A 13,623-nucleotide genomic window follows, 5' to 3' on the forward strand; every position below is an offset into this window, starting at 1 on the left:
TACCTGGCGTTTGTTTTTAAAGAGGCGTAATTATACACGTTATCCCCGGCGTTTCCTCTTACGGCTAACCTTCCAGTAAATGTTGTAGCAGGATGCCGTTGAGCATGGCGCGTTTGACCAGCGCAAATGCGCCAATCGCGGAGCGGTGGTCGAGGGTCGAGCGCACCACCGGCAGGTTCTTGCGAAACGCCTTCAGAACCTGAGTGTTGATGCAGCCTTCAATGGCCGGCAGCAGGACGCGGTCGGCCTCGATGATTTCACCGGCAATCACCACTTTCTGCGGGTTGAACAGGTTAATGGCAATAGCGATGGTTTTACCCAGATGACGGCCAACGTGCTCAATGACCTCAGTGGCCAGCGGATCGCCTTTGTTGGCGGCCTTACAAATTGATTTGATGTGGCAATCATCCAACGTGACGCGGCTATGGTAGCCCTGCTCAAGCAGATGACGGACGCGCTGCTCGATGGCGGCATTGGCCGCCACGGTTTCAAGACAGCCAAAGTTACCGCAGTGGCAGCGTTCGCCAAGCGGATCAACCTGGATATGCCCGATTTCACCTACGTTGCCGTTACGGCCGATAAATATCCGCCCGTTAGAGATGATGCCTGCGCCTGTACCGCGGTGGACGCGCACCAGAATGGAGTCATCACAGTCCTGGCTTGCACCGAAGTAGTGCTCTGCCAGCGCCAGACTGCGGATATCATGGCCAACAAAACAGGTGACGTTAAAGCGTTTTTGCAGCGCTTCTACCAGGTGCCAGTTTTCCACCGGGATATGCGGCATATAGCGAATCACGCCGCTTTCAGGATCCACAAGCCCTGGCAAAATAACGGAGATGGCGATCAGCTCACGAATTTTGCGCTGATACGATTCAATAAACGTGGCTATGGTGTTCAGCAACGCGTGTTCCAGCGTCTCCTGAGTACGTTCAGGGAGCGGGAAGTGCTCCTCAGCGACCACTTTGCTGCTCAGGTCGTAGAGCGTGAGAGTGGTATCGTGACGGCCAAGGCGCACGCCGATGGCGTGGAAATTGCGGGTTTCGGTAACGATCGAGATAGCGCGGCGGCCCCCGGTGGAGGCCTGCTGATCGACTTCTTTGATCAATCCGCGCTCAATAAGCTGACGCGTGATTTTTGTCACGCTGGCGGGGGCAAGCTGGCTCTGCTCGGCAATCTGAATTCGCGAGATTGGCCCATGCTGGTCAATCAGGCGGTAAACGGCCGCGCTGTTAAGCTGTTTTACGAGATCAACATTACCAATTTGAGCTTGTCCGCCTGATGTCATACTTTCTCTTACTCAGTAACGACCTCGTTGCCATTAACGATGGTCTTGATGATTTTAAAATCGTGGGTGAACGCAGTCAGGTTCGCCACTTTACCCGGAGCAATGCTGCCAAGCTTTTTGTCGACGCCAATAGCGCGAGCAGGGTAGAGCGTTGCCATACGCAGCACTTCGTCCAGCGCAATATTCGCGTGCAGGACCAGGTTACGAACCCCTTCGATCATCGTCAGGGATGAGCCGCTCAAGGTGCCGTTTTCATCAACGCACAGTCCATTACGGTAGTATATTGTTTTACCGGCAAAAATGAACTGATCAATGTTGGCACCTGCAGGTGCGGTGGCGTCGGTAACCAGGCACAGCTTGTCGCCTTTTAAGCGCTTGGCGTTACGGATATTGATAAAGTCAACGTGCAGGCCGTCGGCAATGATCCCGCAATAGATTTCATTAGCGTCGAGGATGGCACCGGTCAGACCCGGTTCGCGGCCAGACATATACGGCATGGCGTTGAACAGGTGGGTAGCGAAGGAGATCCCTGCGCGGAAACCAATACGTGCCTCTTTCGCCGTGGCGTTAGAGTGGCCCGCAGACACCACGATACCGGCGTTGACCAGCGCGGTGATCACTTCCGGGGCAACCATTTCCGGCGCCAGAGTGACTTTGGTGATGACGTCAGCATTATCGCAAAGGAACTGCACCAGCTCAGCATCGGGTTTACGCACGAAGCTCGGGTTATGGGTACCTTTTTTGACGATATTCAGCCACGGACCTTCAAGATGCAGACCCAGCGCCTGGTTTGGATGTTTCGCCAGATACTCACGCATCACGCGCACGCCCTGTTTCATCAGGTCGTCACTGGTGGTGATGAGCGTTGGCAGGAAGTTGGTGCAGCCTGATTTCTCGTTGGCTTTCTGCATGATTTCCAGCGTTTCAACGCTAACCGCTTCCGCCGTATCGTTGAACTGTACGCCGCCACAGCCGTTAAGCTGAACGTCAATAAACCCCGGGGCGAGAATGGCGCCATTAACAGAACGCTGTTCGACGTTCGCGGGTACATCAGCCAGTGGACAAATACGTTCAATCAGGCCATCGGCGACGATAATCGCATGGTCATCCAGAATTTCGTGACCGGTATAAATCCGGCCATGGGTTAATGCATACATTACGACCCCCGGTGTTCAAAATTGTTGTCCCACAGACCGGCTGCGGGACGGTAAGACATTACAGACCTTTGATATTTTCCGCTTCGAGTTCGTGGAAATATTTCAGCGTCTTGACCTTCAACTCCATGGTGGAAGGTTCATCGCACACGATCAGTGATTTCGGGTGCAGCTGCAGACAGGTAATGGTCCACATGTGGTTAACGTTACCTTCAACGGCCTGTTGCAGGGCCAGCGCCTTGGTTGCGCCCTGTACCAGAATCATCACTTCTTCAGCATCCAGCAGGGTGCCCACGCCGACGGTCAGCGCATATTTCGGCACCTGCGCGACGTCGCCGTCGAAGAAACGTGAGTTGGCGACACGCGTTTCGTGCGTCAGCGTTTTAATGCGGGTACGTGATGAAAGCGATGAGGCCGGTTCGTTAAACGCGATATGACCATCATTGCCCACGCCGCCCATGAACAGATGAATCTTGCCGTAGGAGCGAATTTTTTCTTCGTAGCGACGACATTCTGCATCAACATCCGGTGCGTTACCATTCAGCAGGTTGATGTTTTCTGCCGGGATATCAATGTGGTCGAAGAAATTGCGGTGCATGAAGGTGTAGTAGCTTTCAGGATGATCTTTTGGCAGACCAACATATTCGTCCATGTTGAAGGTGACGACGTGTTTGAAGCTCACCTGGCCCGCTTTATGCATTGCAACCAGTTCTTTGTAGGTTGCCAGCGGAGTACCCCCGGTCGGCAGTCCAAGAACAAATGGACGATCGGCGGTAGGTTTAAACGCGTTGATACGGTTAACGATGTGGCGAGCCGCCCATTTGCCGACTTGTTCAGCGTTAACTAGAGGAATCAGTCTCATTCTTCACCTCAATATGTAAAATGTAAGCAGTTGGCGGATGGCGTCTCTACGTAATCTTAAGCGTAACCCGTTTACATCAACAGGGAGCAATCCGTTTCGATTTTTTGAATGATAAAATAAGTTTTCATAGTTAGCCAGTGAAAGGGGATGGGGAGAACAATATTTGGTGACTTTTATCACAAAAAATACGTGTTTAATTTGCGATACGAATTAAACTTCCACACACTCATAATCCTGAGGAAGGGTGAGTACAGTTTACAAGACATCGCAGTACCACGCTTTTTCGCACAATAAAAAATGGCTTAAATGAGCCGTATCGGGGTCTCGTAGGGGGAATAAGATGAATATTTTAGGTTTTTTCCAGCGACTAGGTAGGGCATTACAGCTCCCTATCGCCGTGCTGCCGGTGGCGGCACTGTTGCTGCGATTCGGTCAGCCAGATTTACTGAACGTTCCATTTATCGCCCAGGCGGGTGGATCTATCTTTGATAACCTGGCGCTGATTTTCGCCATTGGTGTGGCATCGAGCTGGTCTAAAGACAGCGCCGGTGCGGCAGCTCTGGCAGGCGCAGTAGGTTATTTCGTTCTGACCAAAGCAATGATTACCATCAACCCGGCCATCAATATGGGCGTGTTGGCAGGTATCATTACCGGTCTGGTCGCCGGTGCGACTTACAACCGCTGGTCTGGCATCAAACTGCCTGACTTCCTGAGCTTCTTTGGCGGCAAACGCTTTGTGCCAATCGCTACAGGCTTCTTCTGTCTGGTGCTGGCAGCAATCTTTGGCTACGTGTGGCCACCGGTGCAGAACGCTATTCACGCGGGTGGTGAGTGGATCGTTGGCGCAGGCGCGCTGGGTTCCGGTATCTTCGGTTTCATCAACCGTCTGCTGATCCCAACCGGTCTGCATCAGGTTCTGAACACTATCGCCTGGTTCCAGATTGGTGAATTCACCAACGCGGCTGGCGCAGTCTTCCACGGTGATATCAACCGCTTCTACGCGGGTGACGGCACCGCGGGCATGTTCATGTCCGGCTTCTTCCCAATCATGATGTTCGGTCTGCCGGGTGCAGCGCTGGCAATGTACTTCGCGGCACCGAAAGCGCGTCGTCCAATGGTCGGTGGTATGCTGCTGTCCGTTGCCATCACCGCGTTCCTGACCGGTGTTACCGAGCCGCTGGAATTCCTGTTCATGTTCCTGGCGCCGCTGCTGTACCTCCTGCACGCGATTCTGACCGGGGTGAGCCTGTTCCTCGCGACCCTGCTGGGTATTCACGCTGGCTTCTCCTTCTCCGCGGGTGCGATTGACTACGTGTTGATGTACAGCCTGCCGGCAGCAAGTAAGAACGTCTGGATGCTGGTAGTGATGGGTCTGGTGTTCTTCGTGATTTACTTCGTGCTGTTCAGCGTGGTTATCCGCATGTTCAACCTGAAAACGCCGGGCCGTGAAGATCAGGACGACAATGTGGTCACCAATGAAGCCAACAGCAATACCGAAGAAGGTCTGGCTCAGCTGGCAACTAACTACATCGCGGCGGTTGGCGGTACTGACAACCTGAAAGCGATTGATGCCTGTATTACCCGTCTGCGTCTGACCGTTGGCGATTCCGCGAAGGTAAGCGATGCGATGTGTAAACGTCTGGGCGCTTCCGGCGTGGTGAAACTGAACAAACAAACCATTCAGGTCATTGTGGGTGCGAAAGCCGAATCTATCGGTGACGAAATGAAGAAAGTGGTTGCGCGTGGCCCGGTTGCCGCCGCAGCAGCAGAAAGCGCGCCGGTTGCGGCAAGCGCGGCAAAACCACAGGCCGTAGCGAATGCCGCGACCGTTGAAACGCTGGTTTCACCGATTACCGGTGACGTGGTGGCGCTTGAGCAGGTTCCTGATGAAGCCTTCGCCAGCAAAGCGGTCGGCGACGGTGTGGCGGTGAAACCAACGGATAAAACCGTCGTTTCTCCAGCCGCGGGAACGATTGTCAAAATCTTCAACACCAATCACGCATTCTGCCTTGAAACCACTAAAGGCGCGGAAATCGTTGTCCACATGGGTATCGATACCGTCGCGCTGGATGGTAAAGGCTTTAAACGCCTGGTTGAAGAGGGCGCTGAAGTGGTTGCCGGTCAGCCAATCCTGGAAATGGATCTGGATTTCCTCAACGCTAACGCGCGCTCGATGATCAGTCCGGTCGTTTGCAGCAACAGCGATGATTTCGGCGCGCTGGTGATTAAAGCCGAAGGCCACGTGGTTGCCGGTCAAACACCGCTGTATGAGATTAAAGGCAAGTAAAGCTCCTGAGTAGAGTTTATGCCATAGCGGCGCAGCGAAACCTGCGCCGCTTTTTTTTATGTGTTTGCAGTTATTATTACGGCCTAAACGCATGGAGGCGCGATGAGAATCGTTGGTGTGGCATTTATTCTATTAATTTTAACCGGCTGTATTCCTCGCTATGCGACGACCCGGCCCCATCTTGAAGTTGATGTCCGCGACCCGCAGGGAGAGCCGATACCCACAGCAGTAATGCAATTTGTCACGTTTACAAGCCATGGACTTCCCTCGGAAGAGAAATTTGTTGCTGATGAACAGGGGCATATTGCTGTTGCGCGAAAGTCTGAATGGTCGCCGCTGGCTTTCTTTATTCATGGGATGGTTTTTTATCACTGGCAGTGGTGCATCAATGCGCCAGGTTTTTCCGCTGCCAAAGGTACTCCCCAGATGCTTGATAAGCCCATCATTTTGCAGCGCAGCGCATCCCCGACGATCTGCAATGAGTTTGCCAAATAAACGCGCGAATTTGTTTAACTAAAGGTTGTTTCCGTTGCCAGCTTATAAGATCATGTTCCGTTATACGTTGTTTACGCTTTGAGGAATCTACGATGAGTGAGGCTGAAGCCCGCCCGACTAACTTTATTCGTCAGATCATTGATGAAGATCTGGCTACCGGTAAGCACAACACGGTGCATACCCGTTTTCCGCCAGAGCCGAATGGCTATCTGCACATCGGCCACGCGAAATCTATCTGCCTGAACTTCGGTATCGCGCAAGACTACCAGGGCCAGTGCAACCTGCGTTTCGATGACACCAACCCGGTAAAAGAAGACATCGAATACGTTGAGTCCATCAAAAACGACGTCGAATGGTTAGGTTTTCACTGGTCTGGCAACGTTCGCTACTCCTCTGATTACTTCGATCAGCTGCATGCCTATGCGGTAGAGCTTATCAACAAAGGCCTGGCGTACGTCGATGAGCTGACGCCAGAGCAGATCCGCGAATATCGCGGCTCGCTGACCGCACCGGGTAAAAACAGCCCGTACCGCGATCGCAGCGTAGAAGAGAACCTGGCGCTGTTTGAAAAAATGCGTACCGGCGGCTTTGCGGAAGGTACTGCCTGTCTGCGCGCTAAAATCGATATGGCTTCGCCGTTTATCGTGATGCGCGATCCGGTGCTGTACCGTATTAAATTTGCCGATCACCACCAGACCGGCACCAAGTGGTGCATCTACCCGATGTACGACTTCACCCACTGCATCAGCGATGCGCTGGAAGGCATTACGCACTCCCTGTGTACGCTGGAATTCCAGGACAACCGTCGTCTGTACGACTGGGTGCTCGATAACATCACCATTCCGGTTCACCCGCGCCAGTATGAGTTCTCGCGCCTGAATCTGGAATACACCGTGATGTCCAAGCGTAAGCTCAATCAGCTGGTGATGGAAAAACACGTAGAAGGTTGGGACGATCCGCGTATGCCGACCATCTCTGGTCTGCGTCGTCGTGGCTATACCGCCGCGGCCATTCGTGAGTTCTGCAAACGCATCGGCGTGACCAAGCAGGACAACACCATTGAGATCGCTTCTCTGGAATCCTGCATTCGTGAAGATCTCAACGAAAACGCACCGCGTGCGATGGCGGTAATCGATCCGGTTAAACTGGTTATCGAAAACTACCCGCAGGGCGAAAGCGAACTGGTTACTATGCCTAACCATCCGAACAAACCGGAAATGGGTAGCCGTGACGTGCCATTCAGCGCTGAGATCTGGATCGACCGTGCAGATTTCCGCGAAGAAGCGAACAAGCAGTACAAGCGTCTGGTAATGGGCAAAGAAGTACGTCTGCGTAACGCCTACGTGGTGAAAGCAGAGCGTGTGGAGAAAGATGCCGAAGGCAATATCACCACCATCTTCTGTACCTATGACGCCGATACCCTGAGCAAAGATCCGGCCGACGGCCGTAAAGTGAAGGGTGTGATTCATTGGGTCAGTGCGGCACATGCGCTGCCGGTGGAAATTCGCCTGTACGACCGTCTGTTCAGCGTGCCAAACCCGGGTGCAGCAGAAGACTTCCTGACCGTGATGAACCCAGAATCACTGGTTATCAAGCAGGGCTATGCTGAGCCGTCTCTACAGGCCGCTGAAGCCGGTAAAGCGTTCCAGTTCGAGCGTGAGGGTTACTTCTGCCTCGATAGCCGCTACAGCACCGCTGAGAAGCTGGTGTTTAACCGCACCGTTGGTCTGCGTGACACCTGGGTCGGCTAAATTCTTGTAGGCCGGATAAGGCAACGCCGCCATCCGGCAATCTGCCTGATGGCGCTTCGCCTATCAGGCACTACAAAGTTTACGTGTCCACAGTAGCAACTTTAAGGCACCGCTTCGGCGGTGTTTTTTTTGCTGTCAGAACCGCCCTAGATTCGCGTAGCGAATTAATATGAATTTCCTGCCTCTAAGACATTCTTAATTTGTCACACTCTTGTTTTATCTTTCCCGATGTAAACGGTCTCATTAACATTTCTTCCAGGCCCTGTAAGGGTTGACGGAGATAAATGTTAACAACGCATTCCGTTACACATTGAAATCAAATATGTGCGCCTTGTCATAATCCTGCACTTTCATTGCGGAAAAGGATTGATAATTCGCGTCGCGAAAAATAGTCTATCGGTGTAGCGAAACACTTTTTTAAGAAGTTCATTTTTTTTAAAGTTTTTATTTTTTGCCTCTGCTTTGCAGCGGCATTTTAAAAGTCAAAGAGGATATAACTATGCGTACGTTTAGTGGCAAACGTAGTACGCTGGCGCTGGCTATCGCCGGTGTGACAGCACTGTCAGGCTTTGCAGTCGCTCCAGATGCGAAAGCAGAAGGCTTTATCGACGACTCCACATTAACCGGCGGTATCTATTACTGGCAGCGTGAACGTGACCGTAAAGATGTCACCGATCACGACAAATATAAAACCAACCTCTCGCATTCTACCTGGAACGCCAACCTCGACTTCCAGTCTGGTTATGCTGCCGATATGTTCGGTATTGATATTGCTGCGTTTACCGCGATTGAAATGAACGAAAGCGCGGAAAGCGGCCACCCGAACGAAATCGCATTCTCCTCAAAAAATAAAGGCTATAGCGAAGATTACAGCGGTGATAAGAGCGGTATCAGCCTGTATAAAGCGGCCGCGAAATTTAAACTCGGCCCAACCTGGGCACGCGCGGGTTATATTCAGCCAACCGGTCAGACGCTGCTGGCGCCACACTGGAGCTTTATGCCAGGTACCTATCAGGGTGCTGAAGCCGGGGCAAACTTTGACTATGGCGATAATGGCGCGCTGAGCTTCTCCTACATGTGGACCAATGAGTACAAGGCGCCATGGCATCTGGAGATGGATAACTTCTATCAAAACGATAAGAAGACCAAGGTCGATTACCTGCACTCCATCGGTGCGAAATATGATTTTAAAAATGACCTGGTGCTGGAAGCGGCATTTGGTCAGGCAGAAGGCTATGTGGATCAGTACTTCGCGAAAGGGAGCTACAAGTTTGATATCCCTGGCGGCCCGCTGACCACCAGCTACCAGTTCTACGGAACGCGCGACAAAGTCAGCGACGGCGGCGTGAACGATATTTACGACGGCACCGCATGGCTGCAAGCATTAACCTTTGGCTATAAGCTCAACGAAGTTTTCGACTTCCGTCTGGAAGGGACGTGGGTGAAAGCGGATGGTCAGCAGGGCTACTTCCTGCAGCGTATGACCCCGACCTACGCGTCTTCAAACGGTCGTCTGGATATCTGGTGGGATAACCGTTCTGACTTTAACGCCAACGGCGAAAAGGCAGTGTTCTTCGGTTCCATGTATGACCTGAAAAACTGGAACCTCCCAGGCTGGGCCATCGGTGCGTCTTACGTCTATGCATGGGATGCGAAACCAGCGACCTGGCAGATCAACCCAGATGCCTACTACGACAAGAACAACACCATCAAAGAGTCTGCGTACAGCCTCGACATGATGTACACCGTTCAGGAAGGTCGTGCGAAGGGGACATTGTTCAAACTGCACTTCACGCAATACGACAACCACTCCGATATCCCAAGCTGGGGCGGTGGTTACGGCAACATCTTCCAGGATGAGCGCGACGTGAAATTCATGATGATCGCACCGTTCACTATTTTCTGATGCAGGATGCGGCAGGGGGAAACCTCTGCCGCTGCTAAGAGGCCCGTCGTATGAAAAAACTGATTATTGTCGCCTTAATGGCTACCGGCCTGACCGCCTGCGGGCAGTCAACTTCACCGGCACCGAAAGAAGATAGCAAACTCAAGGATGCCTACAGCGCCTGTATTAACACCGCGCAGGGGAATCCCGATAAAATTGAAGCCTGTCAGAGCGTGCTGAACGTCCTGCGTCAGGATAAGAAGCACGAACAATTTGCCAATCAGGAAAGCGTGCGCGTGCTGGATTATCAGCAGTGCATTCAGGCCCGCAAAACGGGTAACGATCAGGCGGTTGCTGCCCGTTGTGATAAAATCTGGCAGGAAATTCGCAGCAATAATACGCCACAAAAATAAAATAAACCGAACGCTGATAACTGAAAAAACCGCTGCTTGCAGCGGTTTTTTTATGGCGCCAGCCTAACGACAGGCAAAAAAAAACCAGCTCGCAATGGCTGGCTTTTTACGAAAGCAGAAAATTACTTTTCGATGATTTCGTGAGCGTTTTCATCTTCGCGGCAATCGCCTTCAGCGCAGTGACCGTAAAGATAAAGACTGTGGTTAGTTAAGCGGATGCCATGCTTGGTCGCAATTTCACGCTGACGCGCTTCAATGGAATCGTCGCTAAACTCGATAACCTTGCCGCAGTCGAGGCAGATCAGGTGATCGTGGTGATGCTGCTGGGTCAGTTCGAAAACGGATTTGCCGCCTTCAAAATTATGGCGTGTCACAATGCCAGCATCATCAAATTGGTTAAGAACACGGTAAACCGTGGCGAGGCCAATCTCTTCACCCATGTCGATCAGGCGTTTGTATAAGTCTTCCGCGCTGACATGGTGGTTATCAGGTTCCTGAAGAACTTCGAGAATCTTCAACCGTGGAAGTGTGACTTTCAGGCCAGCCTTCTTTAGTGCGGTATTATTGTCAGTCATGCGGAATCTGTCCTGTTGCTAAACGATTAACTTCCATCAGCGAAAGTTTCACAGAGAATGCACCCGAATTAATGCGTCTCATTATAGAATGCCCCTGGCAAAATGAAAACAGCAAGACTCGGGTCAGCTAAGCTTTCAAAAACGAGGCTTCATCGACAAATCAGGCGATGGAACAACGCTAAATCAGAAGATATTGTACAGGTATGTGGCAAAAAGTTAAAAAAATGTAGCTATTAATTTGATTGCTTTTACCTATTAATGAGGCGCGATTATATTATCGCGCCTCATTTGCATCAGGCGTTTTTGATTTCATCCAGGTGCAGTTCTTCTGCCACCTGCTTAACCCACTTCTCAACGCGCTCAGCGGTCAGTTCTGGCTGGCGATCTTCATCAATGGCCAGGCCCACAAAGTGATCGTCATCGGCAAGGCCTTTAGACGCTTCGAAGTGGTAACCCGCAGTAGGCCAATGGCCGACGATGGTCGCACCGCGTGGTTCGATAATATCGCGGATGGTGCCAAGCGCATCACAGAAGTATTCAGCATAGTCTTCCTGGTCGCCACAGCCGAACAGCGCAACCAGTTTACCATTGAAATCAACTTCTTCCAGCGTCGGGAAGAAATCATCCCAGTCACACTGTGCTTCGCCGTAGTACCAGGTTGGGATACCCAGCAGCAGAATATCGAAGGCCGCCAGGTCTTCTTTGCTGCTCTTGGCAATGTCGTGTACTTCAGCGACATCTTTGCCAAGCTGTTTTTGAATCATTTTTGCGATATTTTCGGTATTACCGGTATCGCTACCGAAGAAGATGCCAACGATTGCCATGAGTAAAATAACCTCTTGAAACTTAATGAGATGGTGGTGGATTATTGCCCACAGATAAGGGCAATCATAGCAGAACAGAGAAGGGTGCGGAAACAGCAATCGTGCCGTACTGCACACTCTGCTACATGAAAGTGTGTTTTGGGGGGATTTTCAGACTTTCCCCTGTCCGTGCAGCAGCGCAAGCTGACTCATCAACATTTCTTCGATAAGTTCGCTGCGGCTCATATCACGGGCAGTCGCCAGTTCGTTGAGCGCATCAACGGCCTCGACGTTCAGCTTTAGCTCAACGCGCTTCAGCCCGCGAACCTTGTCGCGTTTTAACTGATTGCGCTTGTTGATGCGGAGCTGTTCGTCACGCGAAAGCGGATTGGTTTTTGGTCTTCCCGGCCGACGCTCATTTGCGAACAAATCTAGTGTCGTACGGTCCGTTTGTTCTTTTGCCATGGTTCTGAGTGACTTCGGGGAAAACAAGCTACCGGGCAGCGCCCGATGCAGACAGCGCGCAATCATACATCAGTGGAACCCGCACGCCAACGACCGCGGCTATTCTGGCGCGCGGTCGTTGCATTTTTAATCACTCTGCGAGGTAGCGGCGAATCGCGCGCAGTACCGCGTCAGGTTTTTCGGCGTGAACCCAATGCCCGGCACCGGCAATAACGTGCGCTTTGGCCTGCGGGAATTGCGCCAGTAAGTCGTCGCGATAGGCTTCGGTGACGTACGGCGAATTGCCGCCGGGAATAAACAGAGCAGGGTGGTCCCACGCGGGAATGGTTTCCCAGCCGACGATATTGGCGTATTGCTCCCACAGCACCGGGACGTTAAAGCGCCACGCGCCGTCGACAAACGATTTCAACAGGAACTGAATCACGCCTTCTTCATTTAAGAACTCACGCATCACCGTGGCGGCCTGCTGGCGCGTGGCTACGCCCGCATTGGTGACAGCATTAATCGCGGCGAAAATTTCGTCATGGCGGCGGACGTGATAATTCACCGGAGCAATATCAATCGCCACCAGATGGTCAATACGATCCGGGGCCAGCGCCGTTAGCGCCATGACCGCTTTGCCGCCCATCGAGTGGCCGATAACCGTGGCCTTCTCAATATTGTGCGCGTCGAGGGTATCCACAAGATCCTGCGCCATCGCGGGATAGTTCATCTCCTCAGAACGCGGCGATAATCCGTGGTTACGCATATCGACCTGGAGAATATCGTGGTCAGAAACCAGATCGCGGGCGAGGATCCCCAGATTGTCCAGACTGCCAAACAGGCCGTGAACGAGAACGATGGGGGAATTATTGTGCAGGTTTTGTGCAGATTGCGCTCGGACATTCAATTTCATAGCAAAGTTCTTTTTTTCGCGTTGTCGGGTTAGGGTATCATGTTGGACATTCTAACGCTCAGGGGCAAGTCGGGAACTCATCCTAATTTTGCCGTCTTCCTGGTTTGGCGCTACCCGCTGTTGGGTTTTGACTTTATAATCCCAATGAATTGTATTCAGAAAAATTATCGCACCGGATTAAGATGAAAACGATCGAAGTTGATGACGAGCTCTATCGCTATATTGCGGCTCACACTCTGCACATTGGCGAGAGCGCGTCCGACATTTTACGGCGTATGTTGAAATTCTCCGCCGCTTCACAGCCCGCAGCGATTGCTGCGCCGGTCGTCAAGGCAGAACAATCGGCGCCCGCGCCAGTGGCTGCTCCCGTTGCTGAAGTTAAAACGGTAAAAACGGCTAAAGACAAAGTCCGCGCCATGCGCGAACTGCTGCTCTCCGATGAATATGCCGAGCAGAAAAAAGCGGTTAACCGTTTTATGCTGATTTTAACCACGCTGTATTCGCTGGATAACAAGGCTTTCGCTGAAGCCACCGAATCGCTCCATGGTCGTACCCGCGTCTATTTTGCCGCCGATGAGCAAACGCTTATCAAAAACGGCAACCAGACCAAACCGAAACAGGTGCCGGATACGCCATACTGGGTCATTACCAACACCAATACAGGCCGTAAATGCAGCATGGTCGAACACATCATGCAGTCAATGCAGTTCCCGGTGGAATTGATTGAAAAGGTTTGCGGTACTATCTAAATAC

The 13,623-nt window shown here is 52.1% G+C and carries 13 protein-coding genes; 6 read left to right on the top strand and 7 right to left on the bottom strand.

The features are described 5' to 3' along the window. Positions 1-64: 64 nt before the first annotated feature. From ACIPDS_RS13410 to nagB, 3 genes are read right to left on the bottom strand one after another with little or no spacing between them, the layout of a single operon-like run. Positions 65-1,285 (bottom strand): N-acetylglucosamine repressor, encoded by a 1,221-nt coding sequence (locus ACIPDS_RS13410; protein ID WP_400736563.1) that lies wholly within the window; start codon positions 1,283-1,285, stop codon positions 65-67. A gap of 8 nt (positions 1,286-1,293) precedes the next feature. Continuing rightward, the gene (gene nagA / locus ACIPDS_RS13415) at positions 1,294-2,442 is read right to left on the bottom strand and encodes an N-acetylglucosamine-6-phosphate deacetylase (protein ID WP_400736567.1); all 1,149 of its coding nucleotides are present in this window, start codon (positions 2,440-2,442) and stop codon (positions 1,294-1,296) included. Between the two features lie 58 nt (positions 2,443-2,500). Next, positions 2,501-3,301, bottom strand: coding sequence for a glucosamine-6-phosphate deaminase (gene nagB, locus ACIPDS_RS13420; RefSeq protein ID WP_166514846.1), 801 nt, complete (start codon positions 3,299-3,301; stop codon positions 2,501-2,503). Positions 3,302-3,641: 340 nt separating this feature from the next. On the opposite strand from nagB, the gene nagE reads away from it, so the two are divergent. The 5 genes from nagE to chiQ all read left to right on the top strand — a co-directional run bounded on the left by nagE (position 3,642) and on the right by chiQ (position 10,132). Further along, complete coding sequence (nagE, locus tag ACIPDS_RS13425) at positions 3,642-5,588, top strand: PTS N-acetyl glucosamine transporter subunit IIABC (RefSeq protein WP_400736571.1); 1,947 nt, start codon at positions 3,642-3,644, stop codon at positions 5,586-5,588. A gap of 102 nt (positions 5,589-5,690) precedes the next feature. Next, positions 5,691-6,083, top strand: coding sequence for a hypothetical protein (locus ACIPDS_RS13430; RefSeq protein ID WP_400736574.1), 393 nt, complete (start codon positions 5,691-5,693; stop codon positions 6,081-6,083). A gap of 92 nt (positions 6,084-6,175) precedes the next feature. After that, positions 6,176-7,834, top strand: coding sequence for a glutamine--tRNA ligase (gene glnS, locus ACIPDS_RS13435; protein WP_400736577.1), 1,659 nt, complete (start codon positions 6,176-6,178; stop codon positions 7,832-7,834). 499 nt (positions 7,835-8,333) lie between these two features. After that, positions 8,334-9,740 carry a chitoporin gene (gene chiP / locus ACIPDS_RS13440; protein ID WP_166514849.1) on the top strand — a complete coding sequence of 469 codons (1,407 nt, stop codon included), beginning with the start codon at positions 8,334-8,336 and terminating at the stop codon, positions 9,738-9,740. Between the two features lie 50 nt (positions 9,741-9,790). Then, complete coding sequence (gene chiQ, locus ACIPDS_RS13445; protein ID WP_166514850.1) at positions 9,791-10,132, top strand: ChiQ/YbfN family lipoprotein; 342 nt, start codon at positions 9,791-9,793, stop codon at positions 10,130-10,132. 122 nt (positions 10,133-10,254) lie between these two features. Here the strand turns inward: chiQ and fur are convergent, their stop codons facing one another. From fur to ybfF, 4 genes are all read right to left on the bottom strand, one after another. Next, positions 10,255-10,707 carry a ferric iron uptake transcriptional regulator gene (gene fur, locus ACIPDS_RS13450; protein WP_166514851.1) on the bottom strand — a complete coding sequence of 151 codons (453 nt, stop codon included), beginning with the start codon at positions 10,705-10,707 and terminating at the stop codon, positions 10,255-10,257. A gap of 293 nt (positions 10,708-11,000) precedes the next feature. Then, positions 11,001-11,531 (bottom strand): flavodoxin FldA, encoded by a 531-nt coding sequence (gene fldA / locus ACIPDS_RS13455; protein WP_166514852.1) that lies wholly within the window; start codon positions 11,529-11,531, stop codon positions 11,001-11,003. A gap of 150 nt (positions 11,532-11,681) precedes the next feature. After that, positions 11,682-11,975 (bottom strand): LexA regulated protein, encoded by a 294-nt coding sequence (gene ybfE, locus ACIPDS_RS13460; protein ID WP_166514853.1) that lies wholly within the window; start codon positions 11,973-11,975, stop codon positions 11,682-11,684. A gap of 130 nt (positions 11,976-12,105) precedes the next feature. Then, positions 12,106-12,870, bottom strand: coding sequence for an esterase (ybfF, locus tag ACIPDS_RS13465; protein WP_400736584.1), 765 nt, complete (start codon positions 12,868-12,870; stop codon positions 12,106-12,108). Between the two features lie 182 nt (positions 12,871-13,052). On the opposite strand from ybfF, the gene seqA reads away from it, so the two are divergent. Next, complete coding sequence (gene seqA, locus ACIPDS_RS13470) at positions 13,053-13,619, top strand: replication initiation negative regulator SeqA (protein ID WP_166514855.1); 567 nt, start codon at positions 13,053-13,055, stop codon at positions 13,617-13,619. Positions 13,620-13,623 lie beyond the last annotated feature (4 nt).

Origin of the sequence: Kluyvera sp. NPDC087067 (assembly GCF_044745165.1) — a bacterium.
Taxonomy (GTDB): domain Bacteria; phylum Pseudomonadota; class Gammaproteobacteria; order Enterobacterales; family Enterobacteriaceae; genus Kluyvera.

Coding starts and splice junctions, on each gene's coding strand:
- ybfE (WP_166514853.1), bottom strand. CDS start 11,975: ATGGCAAAAGAACAAACGGACCGTACGACACTAGATTTGTTCGCAAAT.
- chiP (WP_166514849.1), top strand. CDS start 8,334: ATGCGTACGTTTAGTGGCAAACGTAGTACGCTGGCGCTGGCTATCGCC.
- fur (WP_166514851.1), bottom strand. CDS start 10,707: ATGACTGACAATAATACCGCACTAAAGAAGGCTGGCCTGAAAGTCACA.
- nagB (WP_166514846.1), bottom strand. CDS start 3,301: ATGAGACTGATTCCTCTAGTTAACGCTGAACAAGTCGGCAAATGGGCG.
- seqA (WP_166514855.1), top strand. CDS start 13,053: ATGAAAACGATCGAAGTTGATGACGAGCTCTATCGCTATATTGCGGCT.
- nagA (WP_400736567.1), bottom strand. CDS start 2,442: ATGTATGCATTAACCCATGGCCGGATTTATACCGGTCACGAAATTCTG.
- ACIPDS_RS13430 (WP_400736574.1), top strand. CDS start 5,691: ATGAGAATCGTTGGTGTGGCATTTATTCTATTAATTTTAACCGGCTGT.
- nagE (WP_400736571.1), top strand. CDS start 3,642: ATGAATATTTTAGGTTTTTTCCAGCGACTAGGTAGGGCATTACAGCTC.
- chiQ (WP_166514850.1), top strand. CDS start 9,791: ATGAAAAAACTGATTATTGTCGCCTTAATGGCTACCGGCCTGACCGCC.
- fldA (WP_166514852.1), bottom strand. CDS start 11,531: ATGGCAATCGTTGGCATCTTCTTCGGTAGCGATACCGGTAATACCGAA.
- ybfF (WP_400736584.1), bottom strand. CDS start 12,870: ATGAAATTGAATGTCCGAGCGCAATCTGCACAAAACCTGCACAATAAT.
- glnS (WP_400736577.1), top strand. CDS start 6,176: ATGAGTGAGGCTGAAGCCCGCCCGACTAACTTTATTCGTCAGATCATT.
- ACIPDS_RS13410 (WP_400736563.1), bottom strand. CDS start 1,285: ATGACATCAGGCGGACAAGCTCAAATTGGTAATGTTGATCTCGTAAAA.